This is a genomic window from Amycolatopsis sp. TNS106, assembly GCF_019330265.1.
Taxonomy (GTDB): domain Bacteria; phylum Actinomycetota; class Actinomycetes; order Mycobacteriales; family Pseudonocardiaceae; genus Amycolatopsis; species Amycolatopsis lurida.
On record NZ_CP024972.1, the window covers coordinates 1,007,320 to 1,021,798 of the forward strand.

The 14,479-nt window shown below is 70.3% G+C and carries 12 protein-coding genes; 11 read left to right on the top strand and 1 reads right to left on the bottom strand.

Annotated features, from left to right (window positions below):
• Positions 1-28: 28 nt before the first annotated feature.
• The 6 genes from CVV72_RS04645 to CVV72_RS04670 are packed head-to-tail and all read left to right on the top strand — an operon-like array spanning position 29 to position 7,273.
• Positions 29-1,417: an MFS transporter gene (locus CVV72_RS04645; protein WP_219151188.1), complete on the top strand. Its 1,389-nt coding sequence runs from the start codon at positions 29-31 to the stop codon at positions 1,415-1,417.
• Entirely contained in the window at positions 1,414-2,280 is an 867-nt protein-coding gene (locus tag CVV72_RS04650) for a xanthine dehydrogenase family protein subunit M (RefSeq protein ID WP_219151189.1), read from the top strand. The genes CVV72_RS04645 and CVV72_RS04650 overlap by 4 nt, the downstream gene beginning before the upstream one ends.
• Positions 2,277-4,682: a xanthine dehydrogenase family protein molybdopterin-binding subunit gene (locus CVV72_RS04655; RefSeq protein ID WP_219151190.1), complete on the top strand. Its 2,406-nt coding sequence runs from the start codon at positions 2,277-2,279 to the stop codon at positions 4,680-4,682. Before CVV72_RS04650 ends, CVV72_RS04655 begins: the two co-directional genes overlap by 4 nt.
• Entirely contained in the window at positions 4,679-5,179 is a 501-nt protein-coding gene (locus tag CVV72_RS04660) for a (2Fe-2S)-binding protein (protein WP_219151191.1), read from the top strand. Before CVV72_RS04655 ends, CVV72_RS04660 begins: the two co-directional genes overlap by 4 nt.
• Positions 5,176-5,817: an SRPBCC family protein gene (locus CVV72_RS04665; protein WP_219151192.1), complete on the top strand. Its 642-nt coding sequence runs from the start codon at positions 5,176-5,178 to the stop codon at positions 5,815-5,817. Before CVV72_RS04660 ends, CVV72_RS04665 begins: the two co-directional genes overlap by 4 nt.
• Positions 5,804-7,273: an isochorismatase family protein gene (locus CVV72_RS04670; protein ID WP_219151193.1), complete on the top strand. Its 1,470-nt coding sequence runs from the start codon at positions 5,804-5,806 to the stop codon at positions 7,271-7,273. Before CVV72_RS04665 ends, CVV72_RS04670 begins: the two co-directional genes overlap by 14 nt.
• Positions 7,274-7,465: 192 nt before the next feature.
• Here CVV72_RS04670 and CVV72_RS04675 read toward each other — a convergent pair whose 3' ends face one another.
• On the bottom strand, positions 7,466-8,242 hold the full coding sequence (locus tag CVV72_RS04675; RefSeq protein ID WP_255632518.1) for a sulfite exporter TauE/SafE family protein: 777 nt from the start codon (positions 8,240-8,242) through the stop codon (positions 7,466-7,468).
• Between the two features lie 131 nt (positions 8,243-8,373).
• On the opposite strand from CVV72_RS04675, the gene ald reads away from it, so the two are divergent.
• From ald to CVV72_RS04700, 5 genes are all read left to right on the top strand, one after another.
• Positions 8,374-9,489 carry an alanine dehydrogenase gene (gene ald, locus CVV72_RS04680; protein WP_219151194.1) on the top strand — a complete coding sequence of 372 codons (1,116 nt, stop codon included), beginning with the start codon at positions 8,374-8,376 and terminating at the stop codon, positions 9,487-9,489.
• A gap of 65 nt (positions 9,490-9,554) precedes the next feature.
• Positions 9,555-11,018: a PLP-dependent aminotransferase family protein gene (locus CVV72_RS04685; RefSeq protein ID WP_219151195.1), complete on the top strand. Its 1,464-nt coding sequence runs from the start codon at positions 9,555-9,557 to the stop codon at positions 11,016-11,018.
• A 100-nt stretch (positions 11,019-11,118) separates the two neighbouring features.
• Positions 11,119-12,777 (top strand): amidohydrolase, encoded by a 1,659-nt coding sequence (locus CVV72_RS04690; protein WP_219151196.1) that lies wholly within the window; start codon positions 11,119-11,121, stop codon positions 12,775-12,777.
• The gene (locus CVV72_RS04695; RefSeq protein ID WP_219151197.1) at positions 12,774-12,986 is read left to right on the top strand and encodes a DUF3311 domain-containing protein; all 213 of its coding nucleotides are present in this window, start codon (positions 12,774-12,776) and stop codon (positions 12,984-12,986) included. The genes CVV72_RS04690 and CVV72_RS04695 overlap by 4 nt, the downstream gene beginning before the upstream one ends.
• The gene (locus CVV72_RS04700) at positions 12,986-14,425 is read left to right on the top strand and encodes a sodium:solute symporter (protein ID WP_219151198.1); all 1,440 of its coding nucleotides are present in this window, start codon (positions 12,986-12,988) and stop codon (positions 14,423-14,425) included. Before CVV72_RS04695 ends, CVV72_RS04700 begins: the two co-directional genes overlap by 1 nt.
• Positions 14,426-14,479 lie beyond the last annotated feature (54 nt).

Consider the following 14,479-nt stretch of genomic DNA (forward strand, 5'->3'; position numbering starts at 1 on the left):
CTGGCCGGCAATCGCATCGGAGTGGTTCATGCGTACTGGTGATCAGATCGTCCAGGACCTGCCCTGGCGTTGGAGCGTGCAGGGAAAGATCTTCCTCATCGGCGGGCTGGGCTACATGTTCGATGCCTGGGACGTCGCGCTGAACGGATTCCTCACCCCGCTGGTCGGGACGGAATTCGGGTTGTCCGCCGGCGGGAAGGGCCTGGTGGCCACCGCGAACCTGATCGGCATGGCCGTCGGCGCGGTCGTCTGGGGCACGATCGCGGACCGGATCGGCCGGAAACGGGCGTTCAGCGTCACGCTGCTGCTGTTCGCGCTGTTCTCCGTGCTCGGGGCGTTCGCCCCCAACGTCGAGACGTTCCTGGCCCTGCGTTTCCTGGCGGGGATCGGCCTCGGCGGCTGCATCCCGGTCGATTACGCGATCGTCAGCGAATTCTCCCCGCGCAAGCATCGCGGCCGGGTCCTGTCCGCGATGGACGGCTGGTGGCCGATCGGGACCACGCTGGCCGCCGTCACCGCGACGCTGCTGCTCCCGGTCGAGGGGAACTGGCGCTGGATGCTGGTGCTGATGATCCTGCCGGCGCTGCTGCTGTTCTGGGTGCGGCGTGGGGTCCCGGAATCACCGCTGTACCTGGTGCGCAAGGGCCGCGAGGCGGAGGCGCGGGCCGTGATCGACGATCTCGTGCGCCGCACGGGCGCGACACCGGAGCCGTACTCGGTCCCGCCCGCGGTGGTCGAGGACACCCGTGGTGGCGCGGTCGCGGCCGCGTTCGACCAGCTGCGCCGGGTGTGGGCGTTCAACCCGCGGATCACGGCGGTGGCGTGGTCGCTGTTCATCAGCGTCATGCTGGTCTACTACGCCGCGCTCAGCTGGATGCCGTCGATCCTGCGGGCTCAGGGATTCGGCGAGATCGCCGCCTTCGCGTCGACCGCGCTCATGAACGCGACCGGCATCGTCGGTGTCGCGGTGGCCGTGCTCCTGGTCGACAAGGTCGGCCGCAAGCGGATCATCATGGTCGCCGGCCCGCTCACCGCGCTGTCGCTCGTGGTGTTCTCCCTGCTGCTCGACACGCCTGCCGCGGCGGTCGTGGCGATCGGCGCGTTCGGCCTGTTCGCGCTGGTGGTCATCCCGGTGATGTACGCCTACGTGTCCGAGCTGTACCCGACGGAACTCCGGGCTTCGGGATTCGGCTGGGCGTCGTCGTCGAGCCGGGCGATCACCGGTTTCGCGCCGCTGCTGTTCGGGAGCGTGCTGTGGCCGGTGCTCGGCTTGCCCCTCACCTTCGCCGTGCTGGGTGTCCTCGTGGTGGCCGCGGTCCTGTTCATGATGACGGGCGCGCCGGAGACCCGCGGCCGCGAACTCGACCGGATCGTCGACCCGGTCGAGCCATCCGCCGAGACCAGGCCGGCTCTGTGAAGCCCGCCGCGTTCCGGTACCACCGGGCCCACGACGTCACCGACGCCGTCGGCCTGCTCGGCGAGCTCGCCGCGGCGGGCGAGGACCCGAAGCTCATCGCGGGCGGGCAGAGCCTGATGCCGATGATGAACTTCCGGCTCGCCCGGCCGACGGCGCTGGTGGATCTGGGACCGCTGCGCCGGGAACCGGCGTTGAACTCGGTCCGGCGTAACGGTTCCAGCCTCACGATCGGCGCGCTGGTCACGCACCGGACGGTCGAGGTGTCCGAGTTCGGGCCGGATTTCGACGTGCTCTCCCGCGCGATGCGGTGGGTGGGGCATCTGCCGATCCGGTCCCGCGGCACGGTGGCGGGCAGCGTCGTCCACGGTGACGCGACCGCCGAGTGGTGCCTGCTGGCCCTGCTGCTCGACGCGGTGATCGTCGCCGAAGGCCCGCGCGGGCCGAGGGAGATCCCGGCCGAGGAGATGTTCCACGGCTTCTACACCACGGCCGTCGAACCGGACGAGGTCGTGACCGCGGTGCGCTTCACCCGCCCGTCGCCGCGGGCCGCGCTGACCGAGTTCGCCCGCCGCCACGGCGATTTCGCGATCGTCGACGCCGCCGTGAGCATCGACGCGGAGCGCGGTGGCCGGGTCGTGCTCGGCGGCGTCGCGCCCGCGCCGGTCAGGGTGCCCGAGGCCGAGGCGCTGCTCGACGGCGGCGCACCCGGCCCGGAGCTGTTCGCCGCGTGCGGGGAGGTCGCGGCGGCGGCCATCGATCCGCCCGACGACGCGGCGGGCAGTGCCGCCTACCGCCGTCGTCTGGCGCGCACCCTCGTCACCCGGGCGCTGCACGAGGCTTGGGAGAAAGGAGAAACGCGATGACCGCGCGGTTCGACGGGCGCAACGGCCGCTGGGTCGGCGCGTCCGTGCCCCGGCGCGAGGATCCCCGGTTCCTCACCGGCCGGGGCCGCTTCGTCGACGACATCCAGCTGCCCGGGATGCTGCACGCGGCCTTCGTCCGTTCGACGGTCGCGCACGGCACGATCACCGGGATCGACCTTTCGGCCACCCTGGCGGTCGAAGGAGTCGTTGCCGCGTACACGGCGGAAGACCTGGACCTCGGGGACATCGTCGCCCTGCTCGACCGTCCGCCCGAGGAGTTCTCGCCGACCGCGATGCCGATCCTCGCCAGGGAGAAGGTGCGGTTCACCGGCGAACCGGTTGCGCTGGTCGTCGCGCGCGATCCGTACACCGCCGAGGACGGCGTCGAAGCCGCCGTGGTGGACTACGAGCCACTCGGGGCGATCGTGTCGGAGGAATCGGCGTTCGCCGCGGACGCGCCGCTCGTCCACGACGAAGCGCCGGGCAACGTGCTGGTCGACGTGTCGATGTTCGACACGCCCGGTGTCGACGCGGCGTTCGAGGCGGCCCGCGCGGGCGGCGGCCGCGTGGTCGAAGTCGTCACGAAGAGCGGACGGCAGAACGCGCTCCCGCTCGAAACGCGGGGAGTGGTCGCCTCCTGGGACGACCACGACGACCAGTTGCTCGTCCAGATGTGCACCCAAGTGCCGCACCAGGTGCGCACGGCGATGGCCCGTTCGCTGCGGGTCCCCGAACGCACCGTGCGGGTCACCGTCCCGGACATGGGCGGGGGCTTCGGCCAGAAATGCGTCGTCGGCCGTGAGGAGATCGCGGTCGCGGCGGCGGCCAGGCGGCTGAACCGGCCGGTGAAATGGATCGAAGACCGTCGCGAGGCGCTCACGGCCGGATTCCTTGCCAGGGAACAGCGTTACCGCACGCTGGCGGCGTTCGACGAGGACGGGCGGATCACCGCGCTGGACGTCGACGTCGTCTGCGACATGGGCGCCTACTCGTGCTACCCGTTCACGGCGGGGATCGAGCCGCTGATGGCGTCGGCCGAGATGCCCAGCGTGTACCAGGTGCCCGAATACCGCGTCCGTGCCCGCGCCATCGCGAGCAACAAGGCGCCGACGGCGCCCTATCGTGGCGTCAGCCGCCCCCAGTACGTGATGGCGATCGAACGGGTCATGGAACGCGCGGCCAGGGAACTCGGCCTCGATCCGGTCGAGATCCGGCGGCGCAACGTGATCACGCAGTTCCCGTACACCGGCGTCAACGCCATCACCTACGACCCCGGCACCTATCGCGAATCGCTCGAACTCGCCGAAGCGGCGATCCGTGACGAGGGCTGGTACGAGATCCGGGACCGGGCCGCCGCCGAGGGCAGGCATATCGGCATCGGCTACTGCTGTTTCTCCGAGCGGACCGGATACGGCTCGGGCGCCTTCGCCAAGCGGAAGATGGCGGTGGTCCCCGGTTTCGACATCTCCGAGATCCGGATGGACACCACCGGAGCCGTCGTGGTCACCAGCGGCACCATGAACCACGGCCAGTCTCACGAGACGACGCTGGCCCAGATCGTGGCCGACCGGCTGGGGCTGCACCTCGACCAGGTCAAGCTCCGCCAGGGCGACACCGAGCGCATCGCCTACGGATGGGGGACCTTCGCGTCTCGCTCGGTGACGATCGGCGGTTCGGCGGTGTCCTTGGCGGCCGGCAAGCTCGGCGAACTGTTGTGCAGGATCGCCGCGCACCTGCTCGAAACGAGTCCCGACAACGTCCGGCTCGACGGCGACGGGGGCGTCGTCCAGATCGACGACCCGGAGCGGCGGGCGTCGTTCGAGGAGATCGCCGACGTGGCCTACCTGCGCAGCCACCTGCTGCCCAAGGACGTCGAACCGACGTTGACGGCCACGGCGAGCTTCGACGTTCCCGGCGACGGCACCTTCTCCAACGCCACGCACGCCGTGGTCGTCGAGGCCGATCCGGGCACCGGGCAGATCAAGATCCTGCGCTACGCCTGTGTCGAGGACTGCGGCGTGGTGATCCACCCGCAGGTCGTCGACGGCCAGTGCCGCGGCGGGATCGCGCAGGGCATCGCCGGCGCGCTGTTCGAGGAGGTCACCTACGCGGGCAACGGGGAACCGTCGGCCGCGAGCTTCATCGACTACCTCGTCCCGACCGCGACGGAGATCCCCGACATCACCGTCACCCACCTCGAAACCCCTTGCGCCTTCACGGAAAACGGCGCGAAGGGCGCGGGGGAAGGCGGCACCATCGGCGCACCTGCCGCGGTGCTGAACGCGATCAACGACGCGCTGCGCCGTACCAGGGTCGAACTCGACACGACCCCGGTCCATCCGCAGACCGTGCTCGCCGCGCTCGACGCGGAGATCCACCAGGAAGTGAGCGTCCCCTCATGAGCGACCGGCACCTGATCGTCCTGAACGTCAACGGCGAGGCGCACGAGGCGCTCGTCGAACCGCGCAAGACCCTGCTCGACGTCCTGCGTCACGACCTCGGCCTCACCGGCACCCACGTCGGCTGCGAGCACGGGGTGTGCGGCGCCTGCACCGTCCTCGTCGACGGGGAACCGGTGCGGGCGTGCCTGATGTTCGCCGTCCAGGCGGAGTCGGCCGAGGTCCGCACGGTCGAATCGCTGGGGCAGGACGGCGAACTTTCCGATCTGCAGCGGTCTTTCAGCGAGCACCACGGCCTGCAGTGCGGGTTCTGCACGCCCGGGTTCCTCATGCTGGCCGAGGGATTCCTCGCCCAGCGGCCGGACGCGGGGCGCGAGGAGATCCGGGAGGCCGTCTCGGCGAATCTGTGCCGCTGCACCGGTTATCAGACGATCGTCGACGCGATCGAGGCGACCGCGACCCGCCGGTGCCATGCCGCGAAGAAGGAGGCGACAGCGTGATCCTCGAAAACCAACTGTCCGTCCCGGCCGGACCCGACGCGGTCTTCGCCTTGATCAACGACGTCGAACGGGTGGCCGGTTGCCTGCCGGGCGCGACCCTCGACGGGCGGCAGGACGACGCCTATCTCGGCCGCGTCAAGGTCAAGGTCGGCCCGATCACCGCCGCCTACTCGGGCACCGTGCGGTTCACCGACGTCACCCCCGCCGACCGCAGCCTGCGGCTCGTGGCCAGGGGAGCGGACGCCCACGGCAACGGTGACGCGGAGGCCGACGTCACGCTGACCGTGCGCGAGGCACCCGGCGGCGCCACCATCGAGTTGCGCACCGATCTGTCGATACGCGGCAAGCTCGCCCAGTTCGGCAAGGGCGCGATCGGCGCCGTCTCCACCCGGCTGCTCGACCAGTTCGCCCGCAATCTCGCCGACCAGCTGGAAGGGCGGCCCGCGCCGGTGGCGAAACCCGCTCCGGCGGACGGCGGCGAGGCTCTCGACGGTCTGGCGATGCTGGTGCCCGGCAACGTCAAACGCTATGGCGTGATCGCGGCCGCCGCGGCCCTCGGATTGTTCCAGGGCTGGCTGCTGGGCCGGATCCGTACTCAGGACAAACTGATCAAGGAGTTGCAGCGTGCCCGCCGATGACCGTATCGACAGCGTGTACGACCGAGCCGGTTTCGGCGCGAGCGTTCCGCGCGGATCGCGCCCCGCCCTGGTGGTGGTCGACCTGACCCGCGGGTTCACCGAACCCGGTTTCCCGTCCGGAGCCGACCTCACCGCCGAAGTGTCGGCGACCGCCGCCCTCGTCGCCGAGGCCCGTCGTCGGGATATACCGGTGATCTACACCGCGATCTCCTACACACCCGCAGAAGCGGACGGTGATGCCGTCGCGTGGCTCCGGAAAGCCCCTGGGATGCGGGCGCTGCGCGAAGGAAGCGAGGCGGTCGCCCTCGACCCCCGCCTCGAACGCCGCGAGGGCGACCATCTGATCCTGAAGAAGGGCGCGTCGGCGTTCCACGGGACCTCGCTGGCGGCGCTCCTCACGAGCCTGGGCACGGACACCGTTGTCGTCTGTGGCGCGACGACTTCGGGATGTGTCCGCGCGACCGCGGTCGATGCGGTCCAGTCCGGCTTCAACACCCTTGTTGTGCGGGAAGCCTGCGGAGACCGGGCCGAGGGGCCGCACGATGCCGCGCTGTTCGATCTCCAGGCGAAGTACGCCGACGTCGTCGGGCTCGACGATGCCTTGGCGTACCTCGCGGATCAGGATCCCCGCACGCTCGGTCAGGTCGCGTTGGCGGATCTCGGCGACGTTCCGGCCACCAGCCGTTGGGTGCGCTCGGGGTCGGTCCGGCTGCACGTGCTGGACTACGGGCCGTCCGACGGTGTTCCGGTGGTCGTGCTGCCGGGTATCACCAGCCCGGCGGTCACGATGGATTTCGTCGCGAGGGAACTCACCGACCTCGTGCGCCCGCTCGTACTCGACGTCCGCGGGCGCGGCCTGTCCGACGGCGCGCCGGAGTACGACCTGGCGAGCTACGCCGCGGACGTCGAGGCGGTCGTGGACGGGCTCGGGCTGCGCGATCCGATCCTTTTCGGACACTCCATGGGCGCCCGGATCGCCGCCCGGGCCGCCGCCACTCGGCCGTTCCGGGGCACGGTGCTGGCCGACCCTCCGCTGAGCGGTCCCGGACGGGCGCCGTACCCCACCACCCTCGACGCGTTCCTCAGGCAACTCGCGCAGGCCCGCCGGGGTACCGACGCCGACGAGGTCGCCCGCTCCTGGCCGCGATGGCCGCGCCGGGAGCAGGAATTGCGCGCCCGCTGGCTGTCTTCGTGCTCTCGATCCGCGATCGCCGCGACCCACGCCGGTTTCGAAAGCGAGGACTTCTTCGGCGACTGGCCGAAGGTGCCCGCCCCGGCATACTTCCTGTACGGCGGAGCGAGCCCGGTCGTCACCGCCGTAGGCGCGGCCGAAGCGGCCGAGCGCAATCCGTCGGCGGAGCTCGTCGAGATCGCGGGGGCCGGGCACATGATCTTCTGGGACGAGCCCGAAGCCGCTCTCGCCGCGCTGCGGGAGGCGTTGCGGAAACTTCTGTGAGGATGGTTGCTAGGTCCGTGAAGCCTCCTTGCCTACCCTGAAGGTAGTGAAGGGGCCCTTCACGGACGTCGGCGGTGGTCCTGGTGGATCGCTGGCCGAGGCGTGTCGCGAAAGCCACTTTCGGGACATCAGACGTCGCGAAAGTGGCTTTCGCGACACGGATGCTGAGCGGGTCGGGGCCGAGCCGCGCCCTCACATGGCATGCGCCAGCGTCAGCGTGCCACCCGCCGCCGAGAGCAGCAGAACGGACCAGCGGACGGACCGTTCGCCGACCCGGCGGCTCAGCGCCCGTCCCACGAGATCACCGGCGAGAGCCGCGCCAGCCACCGCGACGAGGACGCTCACCGGCACCTCCACCCAGCCGAGGCTGGGCAGTGCCACCAGGCCGAGCAGGAAGAAGTAGATCGACAGCGTTCCGCGTGTCTCGTCCGCGCCCCAGCCCGCGCTCGCCCCGTACACGGCCACGGCGGGACCGGAGAGCCCGGCGACGGAGTTCATCGCGGCGCTCAGCACGCCCGCGCCGACTGCGCCCGTCCTGCCCGCCAGCCGTCTGCTGGTGACGCCGCTCGCCAGGATGCCGACCGCGAGGACGCAGCAGCCACCCGCGGCGAGCAGCAGCGGACGCTCGGGAACGCCGCGCACCACGACCGCGACGACCGGGGTGAACACCACCGCGGGCACCGTCAGCCACGCGACCTGCGTCCATCTGATCGCCTGCCAATGGGTGATCGCGACCGCGAGATAGACCGGGAAGCCGAGCAGCAGGGTGAGCCGGACGGCGTCGAGCGGGCCCAGGGCCAGCGCAAGGAACGGTACGCACAGCAGGGAGAGCCCCATCCCGGAAAGGCGCTGGGCGACGACCCCGGCCGCCGCCGCGAGTGAGGTCATGGCCAGGGTTCCCACCAGTCCATTGTGGAACGAGTGCTCGAACGCCGGTAGCCGTCGCTTGGCGGGAACGTCATAGCCCACCGTTATGACCTTGGCCGACGGGTGCCTCTCGCGAACTGGACCCGTCGATCGGGCGGGTTCTGGCACTTCTGGCCGTTCCAGCCGTGCCGCACGCTCAGCGTCATTGCCTTGGGAACAGACAGGAGCGTGAGATGAAGATCGGTGTCCCTCGTGAAGTCAAGAACCACGAGTACCGGGTCGCGGTGACGCCCGCGGGCGTGCACGAATTCACTTCGGCCGGGCATGAGGTGTTCGTCGAGCGCGGTGCCGGCGAAGGCTCCTCCGTGCGCGACGAGGACTACGCCGCGGCCGGGGCGAAGGTGCTCGACAGCGCCGACGACGTCTGGGCGACCGGAGAGCTCGTGCTCAAGGTCAAGGAGCCGATCGCCGAGGAGTACCACCGCCTGCGGCGCGATCAGCTGCTGTTCACGTACCTGCACCTCGCCGCGAGCGAGCCGTGCACACGGGCGCTGCTGGACGCGGGCACGACGTCGGTGGCCTACGAGACGGTGCAACTGCCGAACGGTTCGCTGCCCCTGCTGTTCCCGATGAGCGAGGTCGCCGGACGGCTGGCCCCGCAGGTCGGCGCGCAGACGCTGATGCGCGCCAACGGCGGCCGGGGTGTGCTCATCGGCGGCGTCTCCGGGGTGGCCCCGGCGCGGGTGGTCGTCCTCGGCGCCGGTGTCGCGGGCATGAACGCGGTCGCCGGCGCGGCCGGGACCTGGGCCGACGTGATCCTGTTCGACAAGAACGTCGACAAGCTCCGCGCCGCCGACCGGATGTACCAGGGCCGGATCCGCACCGCCGCGGCCAACGCGTACTCGATCGAAGAGGCCGTGCTCGAAGCCGACCTCGTGATCGGCGCGGTACTCGTGCCCGGAGCCAAAGCGCCGAGCCTGGTCTCGAACGAGCTCGTGTCCCGCATGAAGCCGGGCAGCGTGCTCGTCGACATCTCCGTCGACCAGGGCGGTTGCTTCGAGGACACGCGGCCGACGACGCACGCGGAACCGACGTTCGCCGTGCACGGCTCGGTGTTCTACTGCGTCGCCAACATGCCCGGCGCCGTCCCGCACACCTCGACGTACGCGTTGACGAACGTCACGCTGCCGTACGCGCTGGAGCTGGCGAACAACGGTCTCTCCGGCGCCCTCGCGCGCTGCCCGGAACTGCGCGGCGGGGTCAGCACGGTGGACGGGCGGCTGACGTCCGCGCCGGTCGGCGAGGCACTCGGGATCGACTCCGTTTCGCTCGACGGCGTGCTCGGCTAGGTGGTGTCGGCCGGGATCTGGAGCTAGGTTCAGATCCCGGCCCTGACGCCGAGAGGGAGGTGCCGTTGCCGCGAACGTTGATCGAAATCGACCGGACGTCCGCCGAGCCGCTCTACCGGCAGGTGCGGCGCGCGATCGAGCACGGCATCGCGATCGGCACCTTCGACCCGGCGCACCGGTTGCCGAGTTCACGTGAGCTGGCCGCCGAACTGAGCGTTTCCCGCAACACCATCAACCTCGCCTACCAGGAGCTGGTCGCCGAAGGGTTCGTGGAGAGCCGGGAGCGCAGCGGGCTGTTCATCAACGCGGAGATGCGGCCGCATTGCGCGGTGCAGGAACGCGGCACCACCCCGGCCATCGACTGGAGCGCGCGGGTCCGGCGGTACCCGGACGCCGGGGTGCCGCATATCGAGAAACGCCCGGACTGGCACACCTACCCGTACCCGTTCCTCGCCGGCCAGGTCGACGTCACCGCGTTCCCGGCGCGGTCGTGGACCCGCTGCCTGCGCGACGCGCTGTACCGGCCGCACGTGTTCCCGAGCCTGCAGGACAGCGTCGGCTCGGACGATCCGATGCTGGTCGACCTGATCTGCCGTCAGCTGCTCACCGCACGCGGGATCGAAGCCGACCCTTCCGAGGTGCTGATCACCGTCGGTTCGCAGCAGGGGCTCGACCTGCTCGGCCGCGCGCTGCTCGGCCCGGACAGCGTCGTGGCGATGGAGAACCCGGGGTACCTCGACGCCCGGCACATCTTCCTTCGCACCGGTGCCGGGCTGCGTGGTGTCGACGTCGACCAGAGCGGCCTGCGCCCGCCGGAGACACTCGACGGCGTCGACCTGCTCTACCTCACCCCGAGCCATCACCATCCGACGAACGCGACGCTGAGCATCGGCCGCCGCCGTCGGTTGCTCAGCCTCGCCGCGAGCGCGGGCACGGTGCTCGTCGAGGACGACTACGACAGCGAATTCCGGTACCACGGCAGTCCCACGCCCGCGCTCAAGGCGCTCGACGGCACCGGCGACGCGATCTACCTCGGCACCTTCTCGAAGTTCCTCTCACCCGGCCTTCGGCTGGGCTACCTGGTCGGCCCCCGCGAGCTGGTGCGGGAGCTGCGCGAGATCCGGCGGTACGTGCTGCGGCATCCGCCCGGTCACCTCCAGCGGGCACTGGCGCTCCTCATCGACAGCGGCGAGTACCACCGGTCCCTGCGGCGCTACCGCACGAAACTGATGCGGAAATGGGAGGCGACCTGCGCCGCGGTCACCGAACACCTGCCGTGGACGCAGACGGCGTATCCGCCGGGCGGGGTCAGCCTCTGGATGACCGGGCCGCCCGAACTGGACTGCCGGGAGCTGATGGAACGCGCCGAGCGCGACGGCGTCCTGATCGAGCCCGGGGACATCTTCTTCGTCGGGGAAGACCCGCCGCGCAACCACTTCCGGATCGGTTTCGCGGCGGTGCCGTTGCGCGACATCGACCCCGGTATCCGGCTGCTCGGCGAAGCCTGCCGCGACCTGCTCGGCGGCTGAACCCGCGACTGGTACCACCGCACCGGAGCGTTCTGGACCTGTTCAGGCGGCCAGACGTGCCGCACTGTCTGGGGATCCCTCGTGAGCCCGGGAGGCCTGTGTGGAGTTCCTTCGAGAAGATCCCCAGCGTGTAGCCGATTTCGCCGCGCTCGGCGGCACCGTCCTCACCCTCGACGCGGCCGGGAGACGGGTCCGCGCACTGGCCGCCAGTGGCGGGCGGATCACCGCACTCGGTTCCGACCGGGAGATCTCCCGGTTGATCGGCCCGGAGACCACCGTGCTCGACCTCGCCGAGCGCACGGTGATCCCCGGCTTCGTCGAGTCCCACAACCATCCGGCGTTCTTCGGGATGACACTGGCCGCGCCGGTCGACGCCGGCAGCCCGCCGAACGACACCATCGCCGACATCGCCTGCCGGGTCGCCCAGGCGGCCAAGGAGGTCGGGCCGGGGGAGTGGATCCGCGGTTTCCGTTACGACGACACGCTGCTCGCGGACGGGCGTCATCCGACGTGCGCGGACCTCGATCCCGTCTCCGCTCGCAATCCTGTGGTCCTGACCCACGTTTCCGGGCATTTCTGCACCGCGAACTCGCTCGCCCTGCGCGAAGTCGGGATCACCGCCGAGACCCCGGATCCGCCCGGCGGGCTCATCGTGCGCGACGCCCGCGGCGAGCCGACGGGGGTGCTCGTCGAAACAGCGGCCTTCCTCGTCACGTCCCGGCTGCCCGGCCAGAGCGCGGGAGAACTGGCCGAAGCCCTGCTCCTGGCGGACGAGGAATACCTCGCCAACGGCGTGACTTCCGTGCACGACACCGGGATCGGCCTCATCGGCGGAGCAGCGGAACTCGAGGCGTACGCCTTGTTGCGGCGGGCGGGAAAACTGCGCGTCCGGGTGCGCGGCTACCTGTTCGACGGTCTTCTTCCCGGCCTCGACGAAGGCGAACCGGAGGCTCCGGAAGGCACCGCGGACGACAAGTTCGCGATGACCGGGGTCAAGATCGTCGCGGACGGGTCGATCCAGGGCAAGACCGGATGCCTCGCGGAGGGCTACACCTGCGACCCGGACGAGCACGGCATGATGCTGCTCGAACCGGCCGACCTCGGCCGCCGGATCGCCGCGCTCGACGCGGCGGGCTGGCAGGTCGCCGTGCACGGCAACGGGGACGCGGCGATCGACGCGATCATCGACGGCTACTCGCGGCTGGGTTCACCGCGGGGAACGGGCAGGCGGCACCGGATCGAGCACTGCCAGACGGTGCGCGAAGACCAGCTGGACCGGATGGCCGCCCACGACGTCCTCGCGTCGTTCTTCGTCAAACACGTCTACTACTGGGGAGACCGGCATCGTGACGTCTTCCTTGGCCCCGAACGGGCCCGCCGGATCAGCCCGCTGGTTTCGGCCCGCTCGCGCGGAATCCACTTCGGACTGCATTCGGACACCCCGGTGACGCCGGTGCCGCCGCTGGAAGGGATCTGGTGCGCGGTACGCCGGATCACCAGACAGGGCAAGGTACTCGGCCCGGAACAGGCCGTGGACGTCGACGCCGCGCTGCGCGGCTACACGATCGACGCCGCGTACCTGGCGGGCGAGGAGGACGTCAAGGGCAGCTTGGAAGTCGGGAAGCTCGCCGACCTCGCGGTGCTGTCCGGTGACCCGACCACGGTCGACCCGGACCGGATCCGCGAGCTGACCGTGGAGGCCACCGTCAGCGGCGGCGAGGTGGTCTGGCGGCGCGAGACGACGGGAGCACGGCGATGATCCGCAGCTGGCCGAGTGTCCTCATCGGACTGTTCGTCCCCGCTTTCGCCCTGCTGGCGGGAATCCTGCTGTTCTCCGGATCGACGGCATCGGTGCTGGGCATCCCGGTGCTGTTCTTCTGGGTCTTCTGCTGCTGCCCGCTGACCACCCTGTGCCTGTGGATCAGCTGGCGTTTCTTCGACCGCGCCCACTACCCGGAGGACGACTGATGCTGATCGCGATCGTGGCGGTGGTGATGGCGGGTTCGATCGGGCTCGCGGTGTGGGCGGGACGGTCGACGCGCGGCGGCGGGATCTCCGAGTTCCTCGTCGGCGGCCGGTCGTTCCCGGCGTGGCTGGTGTACTTCCTCGCGGTCGGCGAGGTGTACAGCATCGGGACGATGATCGGGTTCCCCAGCGGGATCTACGCGCACGGCGCGAGCTACGGGATCTGGTTCCTCGGCTACATCCTGCTCGCGTACTCGCTGGGCTACTTCCTGGCGCCGCTGGTGTGGCGGGCGGCGAAACGGTACGACGCGATGACCGTGCCCGACGTGTTCGGACGGCATTTCGGCAGCAGGCGGCTGGAGCTGATCACCTGCGTCACGATGCTGATCGCGCTGATCCCGTGGGGGCAGTACCAGTTCATCGGTCTCCAGGTGGTGCTCGGCAATCTGGGACTGCCGCTGGATCCCGTGCAGTGCGTGGTGCTGGCCGGCATCGTGGCGTTCGTCTACATCGCCGTCTCCGGGGTGCGGTCGCCCGCGTTCGTTTCGATCCTCAAGGATTTCTTCATGCTGCTCGGCGTCGTGCTCGTCGGGGTGGCCGTGGTGATCGCCGCCGGTGGCACCGCGAAGGTCAGCGGACCCGAGGTGCTGAGCGCGGCGCAGACCACCATGGGCGGTTCGGAACTCACCTTCGCGATGACGACGATCCTCTTCCAGAGCATCGTGTTCTACCTCGGTTTCGGTGGCGCCTACGTGTTCCCGGCCCGTTCCGAACGTGCGGTGAAGAGCTCGACCGTGTGGATGCCGATGTACATGCTGATCTACCCGTTCCTGGTGTTGGCCGCCTATTACGGCGTGCGCGCGCATCCGGATCTGGAGAACCCGAACACGGTGTTCATGGTGACCGCCAAGGGATTGCTGCCGGACTGGCTGCTGGGCCTCGTCGCCGCCGGCGCCGCGCTGTCGGGCGTGCTGGTGCTCGCCGCGACCGCGCTCACCATCGGTGGCATGGTCTGCCGCAACATCGCGCCGAACGTCCCGGCCGCGGCGCAACGCCGGTGGACGGTCGTCGCGGTGGCGAGCTTCCTGGTGCTGGCGGCGGTGCTGACGCTCGTCGCGTCGACGCTGATGCTCACCATCCTGAACCTGACCTACAACCTGCTCGCCCAGGTCGTCCCCGGCTGGCTCGCGATACTGTTCGTGCGCCGGGTGCGAACCGCCGCGGTGGCCGCCGGGATGGTCACCGGAGTGCTCACGGCGATCGCCCTGTACGTCACCGGCGCGACGTTCGGCGGTTTCAACGCGGGGCTGGTGTCGCTCGGGGTGAACCTGGCCGTGGTGGCGATCTGGAGCCTGGCGGCGCCGGACAAGGCCCGGGTTCCGGTGGCGCGGTCTGCCGACAGCACCCCGGACCCGGAGGCGGTTCCGTCGCTCAGCCGGTGATACGGCGTATCTCGCGTGTTCGGAGACGTAACATGCGTGCTTGGAGGCGTAACT

What these genes read in the sequence shown, in the direction of transcription:
- CVV72_RS04700 (WP_219151198.1), top strand. Translation starts at nt 12,986, where the DNA reads ATGCTGATCGCGATCGTGGCGGTGGTGATGGCGGGTTCGATCGGGCTC.
- CVV72_RS04645 (WP_219151188.1), top strand. Translation starts at nt 29, where the DNA reads ATGCGTACTGGTGATCAGATCGTCCAGGACCTGCCCTGGCGTTGGAGC.
- CVV72_RS04695 (WP_219151197.1), top strand. Translation starts at nt 12,774, where the DNA reads ATGATCCGCAGCTGGCCGAGTGTCCTCATCGGACTGTTCGTCCCCGCT.
- CVV72_RS04655 (WP_219151190.1), top strand. Translation starts at nt 2,277, where the DNA reads ATGACCGCGCGGTTCGACGGGCGCAACGGCCGCTGGGTCGGCGCGTCC.
- ald (WP_219151194.1), top strand. Translation starts at nt 8,374, where the DNA reads ATGAAGATCGGTGTCCCTCGTGAAGTCAAGAACCACGAGTACCGGGTC.
- CVV72_RS04660 (WP_219151191.1), top strand. Translation starts at nt 4,679, where the DNA reads ATGAGCGACCGGCACCTGATCGTCCTGAACGTCAACGGCGAGGCGCAC.